Raw genomic sequence first — 15,198 nt, forward strand, 5'->3', positions numbered from 1 at the left:
TGAATTACCTACTTGTTATTATTACCTTATTCGCCTAGTTCCATCTTAATATACGCACGAGTAGTTGTCTATACATTCTAATGAAATTTCCTTTTTATTCAACAGAAAAGGAAATTTCTTACGTCTCTTATAATTATAATATATATTATTCATTTTTCCAAAAAGGGACAGTATCGCCCCCTAATATAGAAATCACTTCAACAATGGCATTAATCCGCTAGATTCTAACATAATATGTTCACCATCTGTTTCCATTTCTACTGTACGTTTATTCGTTCTATATACCATTATACCGTGCCTTTTTAAGCGTTTCACTACACTTTGGTGAGGATGTCCATACGGATTATTACTCCCGTACGATAGAATAGCAAACTGCGGTTCCACTTTTTTTATAAACGTTTCACTTGTTGAAGTATATGAGCCATGATGCCCCACTTTTAACACATCTGCATGGACATCAAATTGTTTTAATATTTCATGTTCTGTCCGTACATCCGCGTCACCCATTAATAAAAAATCCGCTTTTCCATATCGCACCTTTAAAACAATTGAGGATTCATTATTTTCATCTTTTGATTTCCCGTTGTTTAATACTTGTATAGAAACATGTGGATCCAGCGGTATATATTGTCCTTCCTTTACTGAAACGAAAGGTATCCCTCTTTTTTTTATATTATTCCGATACGTATGATAAGTAAGAGAACTATATGTTTTTCCGCTATCTAGTATAAGCGATACCGGCATTTGCTCTACAATTGGAATTAACCCCCCTATATGATCCATATCGGGATGCGTACTGACAATTACATCTAAATGATTAATCCCTTTCTCAATTAATTTCTGAATAATAACCTCTCCTGCTTCATAAGGTCCTCCATCAATTAACATTGTTTGTCCATTTGGCATTATAATAAGTGTTGCGTCACCTTGCCCCACTTTTAAAAAGCTCACTTTCATTTTACTAAGATGTTGCCGATGCATATGTAAAGGAGACGTAGTATGAATGGACATCATATACCTTTTAGCTGATGCGCTATTTAAAGAAAAACATAATAAAACAGAAACTAATAATAAAATAATCCGCATACCTCTCATAACTCGTCTCCTTTTTTCATTTAGTATGGCACTGTAAATAATTGATATACAAAAAAAGCTTAGCAAAATGCTAAGCTTTTATTTTGATATCTCTTGTAAGGAACCGAAGAATAAATCTGCTTCATTCATTTGTTCATTCTCTTCAGAAAGCGGTGGTAAATCATCTAATGTTTTCAATCCAAATGTGTCTAAAAATTCTTTTGTTGTTCCGTATAAAATAGGACGCCCTGGTCCTTCTGCTCTTCCCATTTCTTTTATAAGTAAATGTGAAACCAACGTTTGTAACGCCTTATCAGTTTTAACTCCTCTAATCTCTTCCATTTCAGTCCTTGTGATTGGTTGGCGATATGCAACAATCGCTAACGTTTCGAGGGCAGCTTGTGAGAGTGAAGCAGCTGTTGGTGTATCTATTAATTTTTGATAATATGAAGCATGTTCTTTCTTTGTAGCAAAACGATATACTTTTGCATACTGTACAATTTGCAAACCACGGTTTGCACCTTCACATTCTTGTTGCATTTCTTCTAAAATATTAATTGCTTCATTCATTTCAATTTCAAGAACTTTCGCTATTTGTTCTGGATAAATCCCTTCATCACCAGAAACAAATAAAAGGCCTTCAATAATTGACTTTTGTTCTTTCCTATCCATTTCACGAGCTCCTTCCTTCTATTTTCTCATAAAAATACACATCAAAAAACCGAATCACAATTAATGCGTTCGGTTCAATATTTTTTCTCTTGTTCCAAACGATACATTAAAACATAGCATGAGATAAAATGTTGCTATCCCATTTTCACATACTTGCTCTATGCAGATTTATTAGAGCTTGATACGAAAATTTCATCAAAATTATGTTCTTGCTCAATTATGATTTGTTGGTTTTTCATAAGTTCCAGAACTGCTAAAAATGTTACAACCATTATTTCACGTTCATCATCAACAAACAAATCATAAAAACTTTGGCGACCACCCTTTATTTTTAACTGTTTTAAAATATCAGTCATTCGCTGTTCAATTGGTATTTCTTGACGAGTAATACGTGTTGTTACAGGTTTTTTTGCCTTTTTACGGCGCATTAATTTTTGAAATGCTGCTAGCATATCATATAACGTAACATCAAGAGGTAAGCTTGTCTCCTCTTCTTGTTGCAACGATGTAAAGTCAATTGGTGGACGTGTATATAGCTGTGCTCTTTCTTGTTCTCTTTCTTTTAACTCAGTAGCAACTTGCTTATATTTCTTATATTCAATTAACCTCTCCATCAATTCTTGACGAGGATCATCTATAAAATCATCACCGTTATCAAGTACATCTTCTTCATGTTTCGGCAACAACATCTTACTTTTAATTTGTAATAACGTTGCAGCCATTACTAAATACTCACTTGCAACATCTAATTGAAGTTCTTTCATCGTATGCACATAAGATAAATATTGCTCTGTAATATCTGCTACAGGAATATTATATATATCAATTTCATAACGATGTATTAAATGTAACAATAGATCTAACGGCCCTTCAAAAGCCTCTACTTTAAAATTATATTGCACAAAGCATCCCACCACATTTTTTCTATAACAACATAAGTATAGAGCATACTCATGTTCTATCCAACCTTTTTAAGAAATTTAATTAAAAATAGACCGATGCCTATGTCATCATGCCCACCACTTCATATGATAACAGTGTAGTAAGAACAATGTAGGAGGTCAAAAAACTATGGGTCACGTTGATTGTGGTTTTAGCGGTGGGTTCGCATTACTTGTTGTACTGTTTATTTTACTAATTATTGTAGGAGCAGCTTGCTTCTGCTAATATGAACAATAACGGCTAGGGGGAAACCTCCTAGTCGTTTATTGTTCATATTTCTATGATACACTTATATGTATAACCGTTAGATAGGAGCGAGAAAACATGTATCCTACCGAATACATACAATTTTTAATTCATTTCCATGGAGATTATGACTATTTTGAATGCCACGAAATACTAGAAGAGTATTGGAAGACAAAACCAAGAGGTAATCGTGATCATTACTTAGTTGGTCTCATTCAAATTGCAGTTTCTTTATACCACCAAAGACGTGCTAATTGGAATGGTTCTACAAAAATGATGAAAAGCGCAATTACAATTTTAGAAAAAAGCGGTGTGCCTTTACAACGTTTAGGAATTAATCAAGTACAACTTCTTTCCTTGCTCAATGAAAGATTGCAATCTATCCATAAAAAAGAACGTTTTGTACCTTTATTTTTACCCTTATCAGATTCATCGTTAGAGAAGCAGTGCATAGAGTTATGTCAAAAACAAAACCTCTCTTGGAAAGACTTGAATGCTATCCCAGGTGAATATATTATAAACAAGCACACTTTGCGTGATCGCACAGAGGTCATTACTGAACGAAACGAACAATTACAAAAAAGAAAGCAGAGATAATAAACTACTTATCTCTGCTTTCACGAATGTATATTTTGTTCTAGCCCTTTACATTTTTCGCAAAAACTTGCTGTTTGCTCATTTCCGCAAATTGTAAACTCAAGAAATTTACTCTTTAACTCTTGAACCATCTTCGTCCCAATCCCCACATGACGGTGAGACGGGTTCACACTCAAATGCTGAATTTCTAATACTTGATTCTCTTTTTTTACAATCCCCATTATTCCAACAAAATCTTCATTTTCTTTCCACAAATACAATTGCCAATCATCTTTTGCTTCATATTCTTTCATTGTCAATTGTAATGTTTTCACATCTTTTTCAGTTGGCATAAACGAAAGAAGCCCCATTGCAATTTTTTCATAACTTTTTTTAAAACGAATTAACATAACCCTTATCCCTTCTTACAAAAGTTACAAACTAGTAATCCCCTCAATCACTCTTTTCATATCACATTCATTTTACAATATTTTCAACAGAGTGAGAAGAGTCTAAAACAACTTGATAATCATACAAAGCGAAAAGAAGAAAGTCAAATCTATGTTTCAGCACTATTCCTTTAATAAATAGAGTTAAAAAAAGAAAATTTTATATGGAATGGAAAGAAACATATCATTCAACAGCACTTCATTTATAGTTACTCTAAAGCAGCACAATTCTAGCAAAATTAATATAACAAAAAATATTTATTGAAACATATAATGTAATGTATTCTATGTAATTGGTTAAAGGTTTGTTCTCACAAACAATATATTTTAGCAACAATACTACTTGTATGATGAGCTGTAGAAGTAGTACTCAATCTCATTAAAAATAAAAAAGAGAGCAAAAGCTCTCTTTTTCCTTACCTTATTCTTCCCAAACTTTAACTTCTTTCATTACATCGCCTTGACGCATTTTTAATACTGTTTCAATACCGCTTGTTGCTTTACCGAATACAGTATGAACACCATCTAAATGCGGCTGTGGCTCATGAACGATAAAGAATTGGCTACCGCCTGTGTTACGGCCAGCGTGAGCCATAGAAAGTGATCCTACAAGGTGTCTATGAGGGTTTCCATCAGTTTCACATGGAATAGAGTAACCTGGGCCACCTGCACCTGTACCTGTTGGGTCTCCACCTTGGCTTACGAAGCCAGGAATAACACGGTGGAATGTAACACCGTCATAAAATCCTTGCTCTGCTAATTTTTTAAAGTTTTCTACTGTTTTCGGTGCTTCTTCTGGGAAAAATTCCAAGTCGATTTTTTCACCGTTTTCCATTAATATGTATCCTAAAGTTTTCATACGTATATGTCTCCTTTCAACTATCTCAGCACTATATTACCACATTCATGACTAGAAACAAAAAGAATCCGACAATCTAGATACTTCTTTTTTGAAATGTGGAAAAAGCTAGGTGACAAATAAGAAATATATACTATAATAACTTTGTTGCCCGAAAATTTTAGAAAGAGAAAGGGAGCGATTTTTCGTGAAAACGAAATTATTAGCTCTGCTATTAGCTGTAACGGTATTTATGATGCCAACAGCTTCATTTGCAGACATCATTGAGGGAGAATCAATTGTTACATTAGGAGAGAACTTATCCGAACAACAAAAACAAGATCTGTTAAAAGAAATGAAAGCACCAAAAGATGCTACAATTATCACTGTATCTAATGCGGAAGAACATAAATTTCTAGAAGGCATTGTTCCAAAAGCACAAATTGGTACGAGAGCAATTTCTTCTTCTATGATTACATACACAAAACCAGGATCTGGTCTTATTGTACGATCAAAGAACATTAACTGGGTAACAGATGCAATGTACACTAACGCTTTGATTACAGCAGGTGTAAAAGATGCAGAAATTCAAATTACTGCACCTTTTAAAGTTTCAGGAACTGCAGCTTTAACTGGATTAATGAAAGCATACGAAACTGCGTCCAATAAACAAATTCCTGAAGAAATTAAAAAAGTAGCGAATGAAGAAATGGTACAAACAGCCCAGCTTGGTGATAAAATTGGTGAAGAAAAAGCAGTTCAACTTGTTGCAAAAATTAAAGAAGAAATTGCAAAAGAACAGCCAAAAACAACAGAAGATTTACGTTCATTAATTAAAAAAATTGCTGATCAACTCGGCATTACATTAACAGATGAACAGTTAGATAACTTAGTATCGTTATTTGATAAAATGAAAAATCTTAATATCGATTGGAATCAAGTTGGTAGTCAATTAAACAAAGCAAAAGAACATGTTTCTGCCTTTTTAGGATCTGAAGAAGGGCAAAGTTTTCTAGATAAAGTGAAAGATTTCTTCTCAAGTATCATTGATTTTGTTAAATCTTTATTCAAGTAAAAAAGAAGCCCGCCAATGACGGGCTTCTTTTTTATACAAGTAACGGTAATTTCATAACAGCCTCTTCAACCGAACGCACTATATGATTTGCTTTCTCCTTTACATATGGATGGGCATGATGAAGAGTAAATGAATGCGGGGTTACTTCAAACATAGAAATATCATTGAAAGAATCTCCAATACAAGCAACTTCATTTGCTTCAATTTGCAAATGATCCATTAGTCGCTTTAGAGCACTCCCCTTACTCACGCCTCTTGGCATAATATCAACATAGCGTTTACCTGATATAAAAACTTCCGCTTCGCCTTGAAACGTATCTCGTAGCTCTTGATCTAACGTCACAATTTTCTCTTCTTCTCCAAAAACAAACAATTTTGCAGGGTGTACAGTCTTACCAAACTCTTCTTCTAACGCTTCAATTTCAGCGATATGCACGCCCATATACGCTTCAAAATTATGGTGATGTTCATTCTTCCTTTTTGTATATCGCTGCTCATTTGCACAAACAATATCCGCTAGTCCTTTTTTATGTATATATCGATATATTTCCTGGGCAACCACATTTTCAAAACTCGATTCATGAAATAAATTTCCATCCGGAAGTAACATTGTCGCTCCATTTAAGCCAGTTGTGTAATATGGGAATGCAAACCTTTTTACAACTTCATCAATTCTGTGTGTAAAGCGGCCAGAGGCAAAACAAATATTTGTCCCTTTCTCAGCTAACCAACACAGCGCACGTTCATCTTCTTTTTGCATATGATTCACATCGTAAACGAGCGTGTCATCTAAATCACTTACAAATAATTTAATCATGTCCTCTTCCCCTTCCATACACAATATCTACTCTAAGTGTACACAAAAAATGTTTGATTTTTGTTAAAAAATAATAAATTTTTGCTAAAAAAAATAAACGGGTGTATAATCCCGTTTATTTTTGTCTTTTTACATTTTGAGGTCTTACAATACTTGGTCGTACTTTTAAACTAGACATCGTTGGACGGAGTAAAATTTTTGTTAATGCGCCCCAATCAAATGGTAAAAACGGCCATAAATAAGGTGTTTGTAAACTTTTTATAGACGTTAAAAATAAAATTAATATCGTCATACCAATTACAAATCCCATCTCATGGAAGAGGCCTGTTAAAATAATAACAAACAATTTCCCAACCTTATTCCCTAATCCTAATTCATAACTCGGTGTTGCATATGCACCAATCATCGAAACTGCTACATACAAAATTACTTCTGGCACAAACAAACCTACATCAATTGCAATTTGACCAATTAATATAGCGGAAATCAACCCTGCTGCAGACGATAACGGCGTTGGAGTATGAATGGCTGCCATCCTTAAAAACTCAAGTCCGACCTCTGCCATTAACACCTGTAATAAAATTGGTAAATGCGTCATCTTAGTCGGTCCAATAAAAGCAAGATTTGCTGGCAAAAGAGTTGGATCAAATACAAACACTAACCAAAATGGTAATAAAAATAACGAGAATATAACACCTAAAAAGCGCACCCAGCGTAAAAATGTACCGACAGCTGGATTTTGTCTAAACTCTTCCGCGTGCTGTAAATGATGAAAATATGTTGTCGGTGTAATCATAGCACTTGGCGATGTGTCAACAAGTACTAACACATGTCCTTCTAGTAGATGATTTGCTGCTACATCTGGCCTTTCTGTATATCGAATAAGTGGAAATGGGTTATAGCTTTGCTTTACAACAAATTCTTCTACTGTTTTATCCGCCATCGTAATTCCATCTACATCGATGTTATTTAATTCTTGTTTTATAATCTTTACTAAATCTGGATTTGCAACATCTTGAACGTATGTAATGCAAATATCCGTTTGTGATCTATCTCCTACTCGAACCATTTCATTTCGAAGACGTGGATCTCGAATTCTTCTACGGATTAATGCTGTATTTACAACGATATTTTCAACAAATCCATCCCTTGCACCGCGTACTACCTTTTCGGTATCTGGTTCTGTCGGCGTTCGCCCTGGATAACTACGAACATCGATTGCAAACGCTTCCGTTTCACCTTCCACAAATATCACGATGAGTCCTGATAATACTTGGAGCATTACCTCATCCATCGTTTTCACTTTACTTACTTGTTGATGGATTAAGCGATTCTCTAAAAGCTTCACTGTATCTTCTTCTACATCCCTTATCTCATTTGTATCCACCGCTTCTTCTAAAATAGGGATAATATAATTCGTATCACAAAGTCCGTTTACAAATAACACACCAATTTCTTTATTCAAAATTTGAAATTTACGAATGCCAACATCGTATGTAACGCCTAGCCCAACTGTCTGCTTTAAATAATTTTCATTGTCACTTATGAAAGTTGATATAGGGATATCCACTTTTTTAGGCTTCGTCATAAAAACCACTCCTTTCCAAAATTAATTGAATTGCTTTCTTCGTAATAGGTGATCCCCTCTCCCATTCATCATTTCCACACATCTTACCAATGTCACCGACTCCAACGATGACAGGAACATTCAAGTCATCTAAACAATAAATTGTATCTCCGCTAATTCTGCCAATTTCGCCATCTGGAAGTCCAAATTTATCAACACCGTATTCGGTTAAATTCCCGTTCCGATCTACACTTACATCTACACGTGCCCATTCCCAATGATGCGTATTAGACGCTACCGCTAAAATACCGAGCACATCAATTTGTTTATGGGTAGCCACATATTTTAAAGCCTTTTCACCAGATCCTTCTCCAATAAATCCACTGTCATCAAACATGACAAATACAGGGTCATATGGCGTTTGCATAATAAGCTCAACAACTTTTTTCCCTGTCAATTTGGTTGGATTACTTTGTGATGCTGAAATACACCTTCCCCCAAATTCCTTCGTTAAAAGCTCAATTGTCCGCTTTGCATATTCATCTCCATCTGTGACCAAAACAACCCTTCGTCTCATTTGATTTATCCTTTCGGTTTACATATAAGTGCTATAAAAAACGAAAACAATATCGCTGCGGAAATGCCCGCAGACGTTAAACTAAACATGCCAATACCAATTCCTAAATATCCATGTTTTTCTGCTGCATGCATTGCTCCGTGCAATAGTGAATGTCCAAAACTTGTAATAGGGACTGTTGCTCCAGCACCTGCAAACTTTATTAGTTTATCGTACAATCCAAATCCATCTAAAATTGCTCCGATGACTACAAAAGTTGCCATTAAATGAGCTGGTGTTAACTTTACGAAATCTAACAATAGTTGCCCAATTAAACAAATAACTCCACCTACAAGAAATGCATATATAAAATCCACAATTCACTCTCCTTTAACTCTCTCAAATACGACACCATGTGCAATTGTTGGAATCGTTTCCTTCTGTTGCATCATCATCGGGCTTAATAATGCACCAGTCGCAACGACAAAAATTCGTTGTAAATTCCCTTTTTGCATCTCGTGTAATAAATGACCATATGTGACAACTGCTGAACAAGCGCAACCACTACCACCTGCAAACACTTCTTCTTGACTTGATTCATAAATCATCAATCCACAATCATTGTATATATGCCCAAGATCATAACCTTCCTCAAGTAAAAGTTGTTTCGCAATCGGCGTCCCAACAGCTGATAAATCACCCGTAACAATCAAATCATAATCATCGGCACTTCTTCTTAAATCTTCAAAATGTTGTTGAATTGTATGAGCTGCTGCTGGAGCCATCGCTGCCCCCATATCCAAAGGATTTGTAATTCCTAAATCTTGCACTTTTCCAATTGTAGCTGACGTAATTTTAATTGCACTTTTTTCATTGCTAATTAATATAGATCCTGCACCAGTCACAGTTGAATTTGCTGTCCCTGGCTTTTGTCCACCGTACTCTGTTGGATAGCGAAATTGTCTTTCAGCCGTTGCATTATGACTACTTACTGTCGCTAAGACACGATTTGCAAATCCACCGTCTATAAAAGCTGAGCCAACTGCTAAAGTCTCCATAGACGTCGCACAAGCGCTAAACATTCCTAAAAAAGGAATGCCCCACTTACGCGCAACATAATTTGCTGTCACTGTTTGATTTAATAAATCTCCCGCTAAAAAGAAATCAATTTGCGATGTTTTTATATTCCCTTTTTGCACTGCTTGTTGAATTGAGTCTGACATTAATCTTCGTTCGGCAAGCTCCCAATTTTCTTCTCCACAATGCAAGTCACCATATGAAATATCAAATTTTTTCCCGAGAGGGCCCTCAGCTTCTTTCGGACCGACAGCAGTACCCGTTGCATTCACATATATATCATTTTGAAATACCCACGTTTGTTTTCCGGTCAACCTCATACTAGCCCTCCTTTAAGACATAAAAATTTTAAAGGTATACCTTATTAACCCAATGATATATGCACCAACAACCCCAAATACAATCACACTTCCTGCCAGTTTAAACATATTTGTAGCAATCCCTAGAACAACCCCTTCGCTCTTATGTTCTAAGGCAGCGCTCGCCATAGAATTTGCAAATCCTGTTACCGGTACCGCTGATCCTGCTCCAGCAAATTGACCGATTTTATCATATACACCACACCCTGTTAAAATCGCGGATAATAAAACAAGGGTTGCAACAGTTGGGTTTCCTGCCTCTTGTTCACTGAAGTGAAAATAATGTATATAAAATTTCATCAATACTTCTCCAACTGTGCAAATGAGTCCACCTACAAGAAATGCTTTGATACAATTTAGTAAATAGTTTGGCTTTGGATGATACTCCTTCACTTTATTTATGTAATCATCCTTCAATTTCTGACTTGTCATTTATATACTGCCTCCTACTTTACGAAATAAATCCAGTGAAACAACGATCCTATTACTTTTCCAAGTACAAGAGCAACGAGTAAAACAATAATCTTCCCCTCTACCCCTACTCGTTTCGCTAAAATAGGCAGAACATTTAACACCTCTGTTAATGCCGCAGCAAGCATTCCGATGAATGTGCCACAAAATATCCCTAATATAACGAGCCAATACTGCGACGTTTGAAATGTAATGTTTTTCAAACTGCACCAAGCCCCTGTTAAAGTACCTGCAATGACTGCCCACTCAAAATATTGAATATGCTTTCCACTTCTCGTTAATTGGGCTAAACGGGGGATTATACCAAGTACAGCTAAAAATGCGACATATCCGCTACCTACCGCAATCCCTCCAGCTAAACCAATTAAAATAACAAATCCAGACTCAATCATCGGCAAGTTGTTTCATATTATCCTTGTTTTCATTAACGATTACATACTGATCAAGTGACTGTTGGTATTGAAACATCTCAACTTCTAACGGACTCGGCTCTTCATTAATTCGCTTTTGAAATACATGATTAAAAAATAAAACCATCCCTAAGCCAAGACCTAAAGAATAAGGGATTTGAAATAAAAGTGGTTGCGCATTAAATTCTCCAGTAATCATGTAATATAACCGTTGATGTACTTGTTGCATACTTACATCTTCATGGAAATAAATGATCGCAAGGGCCGCTCCAATGAACAGTAACAGCCATACAAGCCCGAAAAAAATTGGGTGTGTCTTCTTTTTTTCGTATATAATTTCAACAAGAGTTTGTCCAGAACCGAGTAAATTAATTTGTACATGAGATGCTTTCTGTTGAATAATCTCAATTACTTTCATAACATCAATTACAACATGCGTCTTATCATGCGCTGTTATTTTGTAAACTATCTCATTTTGTAACAACTCAACTACGGAAGAATCTCCGGCAAGTTGAGCAACATCGCCCAGCTTTACTTCATAAGTAGGAGAAACTTTTAAACGATTGCGCATTTTAATATAAATCGTTTGTTCCAACTTTCATTCACCCCTTCACTCTTCCTCGTAGTTGTAGTATGGTTATTGAATTTTTTTCTAATACAATTTTTTCATAAAAAAACATCTGCACCATTTCGGTACAGATGTTTTTTACTTATGCCTTTTTCTTAAATAAGTTTACAATACTTAATGCAAGCCCTCCCCAAATGACTACTATTCCAATAACCATCATCATAATCGCTGATCCACTCATTATGAAACACCTCGATCTTTCCATTCTTTTTCAAGCTTGGCAGAATCCGAATGAATTTGTGCATCCCATTTTTTCAAGCCAATGATTATTGCAACTATGAGGAATGCTGCTGCTATCGACCAACCATACGTTACAACAAACTCAGTCGGATAATCTCCGTAGTTCTTTTTAATATTTTGGATTGTACCATCAATTAGCATATACCCTAACATAAGCGGAGTAATAACGAGTAAACTCACTCTCCAAAACGTTCCTAATTTAATATCAGATACAAAGTTTGCATGATTTTGATAAACTGGTAAACGGCGTAAAATGAGCCCTATCGTAACTACTTCCGCAAGTGCAATTGTAATTAATCCGAAATTATTAGCGAAATAGTCGACAACATCTAAGAACATAAGTCCACCACGTGTTGCAAAAACAAGAGAAACTAACACGAGAAGGGTTCCCATAATTCCAATAGTTTTTTCCCGACTTAAACTGAATTTTTCAGATACAGCGGCAAAGCATACTTCCGCGAGTGAAATAAGTGATGTAATTCCAGCAACCGTTAACGATAAGAAAAATAAAACACCAAACAACGGTGACATCGGCAATTCATTAATAATTTGGGGAAATACTACGAACGCAAGCCCAACGCCAGCACTTGCTACTTTATCAACCGGTACTCCCATATTATTTGCCATAAATCCAAGAGCTGCAAAGACCCCAATACCTGCTAATAATTCAAATCCTGAGTTTGCAAATCCAGTAATAAAGGCATTATTTGTTGTATCCGAGTTTTTCGGTAAATAACTAGAATACGTAATCATAATTCCAAATGCTAAAGATAAACTAAAGAATATTTGACCGTAAGCAGCAAGCCATACTTTCCCATCAAAAATACGACTCCAATCTGGTTTAAAGAATGCATCTAGTCCTTGCATAGCACCTTCCATCGTCACTGCACGAACAACGATAATAAGGAACATAACAACTAATAAAGGAATAAATATACGGTTAACAACTTCGATTCCTTTTTTAACTCCTTTAAATGCAACGCCAAGCACAATAATCCAAACGAGAGCTAACGGAATTAATACTTCTGGTACAAGTCCTCCAAATTGTCCTGGCTTATCTGCAACATGTAAGTACTCTTTAAATAAAAATGATTGCGTGTCTTTTCCCCATGCTCCAGTAATTGCAAAGTATGTATACGATATAGACCAAGCAATAATCACTGCATAATATGTTGAAACAATAAATGTTACGCACATTTGCCACCATCCAATAAATTCTGCACGCGGGCTAATACGGAAAAATGTAAGTGGTGCTGAGCCACGATGACGATGACCAAGGGCAAACTCAAACGCTAACAATGAAATACCAGTCGTTAATAATGCAAATAAATACGGTAAAAAGAATGCTCCTCCTCCATTTTCATACGCTGTATAAGGAAAACGCCATATGTTTCCTAATCCAACGGCAGATCCGACCGCTGCGAAAATAAATCCAGCTCTCGTTCCCCATTGTTGCCTCGTTTCCATGTTTCCTTCCCCCTTTATGACAAGTTCATACTTGGATTATATTTTAAATTGACTAAATTATCAATAAATTCTGTTAATTTTTGCGAAAATTAACATCTCTCTCCTATTAACGGCATAAAAAAATCGAATAGACAATTATTCGTCTATTCGATCTTTCATCTGTTTTAATATTTTCTTTTCAAGTCTTGAAACTTGTACTTGCGAAATGCCTATGCGCTCGGCTACTTCTGACTGTGTTTGATCTTTATAGTAACGCAAGTATACAATTAAGCGCTCTCGTTCATCTAGTTCTCTAATCGCTTCTTTTAAAGCAATTTTATCGAACCATTTCGTTTCAGATTGATCTGCAATTTGATCTAAAATAGTGATTGGATCTCCATCGTTTTCATATACAGTTTCATGTATAGATGAAGGGGCCCGGCTCGCTTCTTGTGCTAGAACAACTTCCTCTGGCGTTAGTTCTAGTGCCTCTGCCACTTCATTAATCGTTGGAGCCCTTCCGAATTCTTTCGAAAGCTCATCTCTCATCTTTCGAATTTTGTTTCCTGTTTCTTTTAAAGACCTACTAACTTTCACTGATCCATCATCGCGTAAGAAACGTTGTATTTCACCAATAATCATTGGAACTGCATATGTTGAAAATTTCACGTCGAAAGATAAATCAAATTTATCTACCGATTTCAAGAGCCCAATACATCCAATTTGAAATAGGTCGTCTGGTTCGTATCCTCGATTAAGAAACCGCTGTACAACCGACCAAACGAGGCGCATATTACTTTGAACGATTGTATCTCTCGCTTGTTGATCTCCATCTTGACTTTTTTGAATTAACGCTTTTAGCTCGTGGTCCTTTAACTGAGGTTTCTTCTTCTCATTTTTGACCTCTATGTCCATAGGCTATTCTCCTTAATTGCATAGAGCGTTACTATTTGATAAGTATTTTGTCAAATGGATTGTTGTCCCGAAAGATTCGTTTGAAATAACTTCTACTTCATCCATAAAATTTTCCATGATAGTAAATCCCATTCCGGAACGCTCTAATTCAGGTTTAGTTGTAAAAAGGGGTTGTCTCGCTTCATCTAAGTTAAAGATTCCAATCCCTTCATCTCGAATCGTGAGTTTCACCATTGCTTCTTCCAAAATTACAGAAATATAAACAATACCTTCTGCATTTCCTTCGTATCCATGAATAATTGCATTTGTAACCGCTTCTGACACAACTGTTTTAATCTCCGTTAATTCTTCCATCGTTGGATCTAGTTGTGCAATGAAAGCCGCCACTGTAACGCGAGCGAATGATTCATTTTGACTTAATGCTGAAAATTGAAGGTTCATTTCATTTCTCATCTATGCCACCCCCAACGTCGCGAGCGCGTGCGCTTCACTTTCTTCTAAGCGAACGATTTTGAATAAGCCCGACATTTCAAATAAACGCTTAACAGGCGGTGAAATTGCACAAACAACCATTTCTCCACCTAATCCCTTTACGTGTTTATATCGGCCTAATATAACACCTAGACCAGAACTATCCATAAACGATAAGTTCTCTAGGCTCAAAACAATATGATGAACACCATGTGTCTCAATCATATCTGTTACTTTCGTTCGCAACTCTTCAGCCGTATGATGATCTAATTCACCCTCTAGTCTCACACATAGGACGTCACGTTTTACTTCTAATTGCATGGAAAGACTCACACGATTTCCTCCTTATGCTCAAACTTTACTTATTCA

21 protein-coding genes are annotated in these 15,198 nt (G+C 35.9%); 3 read left to right on the forward strand and 18 right to left on the reverse strand.

Going from position 1 to position 15,198, the window contains the following annotated elements; translation table 11 throughout:
• Positions 1 to 192 precede the first annotated feature (192 nt).
• The 3 genes from ACUN13_RS01720 to scpA all read right to left on the reverse strand — a co-directional run bounded on the left by ACUN13_RS01720 (position 193) and on the right by scpA (position 2,648).
• Complete coding sequence (locus ACUN13_RS01720; protein WP_001214826.1) at positions 193 to 1,095, reverse strand: ComEC/Rec2 family competence protein; 903 nt, start codon at positions 1,093 to 1,095, stop codon at positions 193 to 195.
• 78 nt (positions 1,096 to 1,173) lie between these two features.
• Positions 1,174 to 1,746 (reverse strand): segregation/condensation protein ScpB, encoded by a 573-nt coding sequence (scpB, locus tag ACUN13_RS01725; RefSeq protein ID WP_000375168.1) that lies wholly within the window; start codon positions 1,744 to 1,746, stop codon positions 1,174 to 1,176.
• A gap of 158 nt (positions 1,747 to 1,904) precedes the next feature.
• A complete protein-coding gene (scpA, locus tag ACUN13_RS01730) occupies positions 1,905 to 2,648 on the reverse strand; it encodes a segregation/condensation protein A (RefSeq protein ID WP_001199753.1) in 744 nt (247 codons plus the stop codon).
• A gap of 169 nt (positions 2,649 to 2,817) precedes the next feature.
• Here scpA and ACUN13_RS01735 point away from each other — a divergent pair, with 169 nt between their 5' ends.
• Positions 2,818 to 2,913 carry a YjcZ family sporulation protein gene (locus tag ACUN13_RS01735; RefSeq protein WP_000510194.1) on the forward strand — a complete coding sequence of 32 codons (96 nt, stop codon included), beginning with the start codon at positions 2,818 to 2,820 and terminating at the stop codon, positions 2,911 to 2,913.
• 99 nt (positions 2,914 to 3,012) lie between these two features.
• Positions 3,013 to 3,531, forward strand: a complete 519-nt coding sequence (locus ACUN13_RS01740) for a DUF309 domain-containing protein (RefSeq protein WP_000283597.1) — start codon at positions 3,013 to 3,015, stop codon at positions 3,529 to 3,531.
• A gap of 20 nt (positions 3,532 to 3,551) precedes the next feature.
• On the opposite strand, the gene ribT is transcribed toward ACUN13_RS01740, so the two are convergent.
• Positions 3,552 to 3,920, reverse strand: a complete 369-nt coding sequence (gene ribT / locus ACUN13_RS01745) for a GNAT family N-acetyltransferase RibT (RefSeq protein WP_000908401.1) — start codon at positions 3,918 to 3,920, stop codon at positions 3,552 to 3,554.
• A gap of 460 nt (positions 3,921 to 4,380) precedes the next feature.
• Positions 4,381 to 4,818, reverse strand: a complete 438-nt coding sequence (locus ACUN13_RS01750; RefSeq protein ID WP_000853782.1) for a peptidylprolyl isomerase — start codon at positions 4,816 to 4,818, stop codon at positions 4,381 to 4,383.
• A 187-nt stretch (positions 4,819 to 5,005) separates the two neighbouring features.
• Here ACUN13_RS01750 and ACUN13_RS01755 point away from each other — a divergent pair, with 187 nt between their 5' ends.
• The gene (locus ACUN13_RS01755; RefSeq protein WP_000850514.1) at positions 5,006 to 5,872 is read left to right on the forward strand and encodes a DUF1002 domain-containing protein; all 867 of its coding nucleotides are present in this window, start codon (positions 5,006 to 5,008) and stop codon (positions 5,870 to 5,872) included.
• Positions 5,873 to 5,903: 31 nt separating this feature from the next.
• On the opposite strand, the gene ACUN13_RS01760 is transcribed toward ACUN13_RS01755, so the two are convergent.
• The 13 genes from ACUN13_RS01760 to spoIIAA all read right to left on the reverse strand — a co-directional run bounded on the left by ACUN13_RS01760 (position 5,904) and on the right by spoIIAA (position 15,162).
• Positions 5,904 to 6,707 carry a Cof-type HAD-IIB family hydrolase gene (locus ACUN13_RS01760; protein ID WP_002000777.1) on the reverse strand — a complete coding sequence of 268 codons (804 nt, stop codon included), beginning with the start codon at positions 6,705 to 6,707 and terminating at the stop codon, positions 5,904 to 5,906.
• Positions 6,708 to 6,804: 97 nt separating this feature from the next.
• A complete protein-coding gene (gene spoVAF, locus ACUN13_RS01765; RefSeq protein ID WP_000165595.1) occupies positions 6,805 to 8,277 on the reverse strand; it encodes a spore germination protein SpoVAF in 1,473 nt (490 codons plus the stop codon).
• Positions 8,264 to 8,833: a stage V sporulation protein AE gene (locus tag ACUN13_RS01770; protein WP_001254415.1), complete on the reverse strand. Its 570-nt coding sequence runs from the start codon at positions 8,831 to 8,833 to the stop codon at positions 8,264 to 8,266. The genes spoVAF and ACUN13_RS01770 overlap by 14 nt, the downstream gene beginning before the upstream one ends.
• Before the next feature lie 5 nt (positions 8,834 to 8,838).
• Positions 8,839 to 9,189, reverse strand: coding sequence for a stage V sporulation protein AE (spoVAE, locus tag ACUN13_RS01775; protein WP_000345916.1), 351 nt, complete (start codon positions 9,187 to 9,189; stop codon positions 8,839 to 8,841).
• 3 nt (positions 9,190 to 9,192) lie between these two features.
• Positions 9,193 to 10,209, reverse strand: a complete 1,017-nt coding sequence (gene spoVAD / locus ACUN13_RS01780; protein WP_001241166.1) for a stage V sporulation protein AD — start codon at positions 10,207 to 10,209, stop codon at positions 9,193 to 9,195.
• Between the two features lie 12 nt (positions 10,210 to 10,221).
• Positions 10,222 to 10,680: a stage V sporulation protein AC gene (gene spoVAC / locus ACUN13_RS01785; protein ID WP_000203810.1), complete on the reverse strand. Its 459-nt coding sequence runs from the start codon at positions 10,678 to 10,680 to the stop codon at positions 10,222 to 10,224.
• A gap of 14 nt (positions 10,681 to 10,694) precedes the next feature.
• Positions 10,695 to 11,111: a stage V sporulation protein SpoVAB gene (gene spoVAB / locus ACUN13_RS01790; RefSeq protein WP_000572936.1), complete on the reverse strand. Its 417-nt coding sequence runs from the start codon at positions 11,109 to 11,111 to the stop codon at positions 10,695 to 10,697.
• Positions 11,104 to 11,724, reverse strand: coding sequence for a stage V sporulation protein AA (locus ACUN13_RS01795; protein WP_000438369.1), 621 nt, complete (start codon positions 11,722 to 11,724; stop codon positions 11,104 to 11,106). Before ACUN13_RS01795 ends, spoVAB begins: the two co-directional genes overlap by 8 nt.
• Positions 11,725 to 11,839: 115 nt before the next feature.
• The gene (locus ACUN13_RS01800) at positions 11,840 to 11,938 is read right to left on the reverse strand and encodes a methionine/alanine import family NSS transporter small subunit (protein ID WP_000016828.1); all 99 of its coding nucleotides are present in this window, start codon (positions 11,936 to 11,938) and stop codon (positions 11,840 to 11,842) included.
• Complete coding sequence (locus ACUN13_RS01805) at positions 11,938 to 13,464, reverse strand: sodium-dependent transporter (RefSeq protein ID WP_000450088.1); 1,527 nt, start codon at positions 13,462 to 13,464, stop codon at positions 11,938 to 11,940. The genes ACUN13_RS01800 and ACUN13_RS01805 overlap by 1 nt, the downstream gene beginning before the upstream one ends.
• 135 nt (positions 13,465 to 13,599) lie before the next feature.
• Positions 13,600 to 14,358 (reverse strand): RNA polymerase sporulation sigma factor SigF, encoded by a 759-nt coding sequence (gene sigF / locus ACUN13_RS01810; protein WP_000350729.1) that lies wholly within the window; start codon positions 14,356 to 14,358, stop codon positions 13,600 to 13,602.
• Positions 14,359 to 14,370: 12 nt separating this feature from the next.
• Positions 14,371 to 14,811, reverse strand: coding sequence for an anti-sigma F factor (gene spoIIAB / locus ACUN13_RS01815; protein WP_001243398.1), 441 nt, complete (start codon positions 14,809 to 14,811; stop codon positions 14,371 to 14,373).
• Entirely contained in the window at positions 14,812 to 15,162 is a 351-nt protein-coding gene (gene spoIIAA, locus ACUN13_RS01820; RefSeq protein ID WP_000059135.1) for an anti-sigma F factor antagonist, read from the reverse strand.
• Positions 15,163 to 15,198 lie beyond the last annotated feature (36 nt).

The sequence above is a fragment of the Bacillus cereus group sp. Bce041 genome (genome assembly GCF_052646455.1).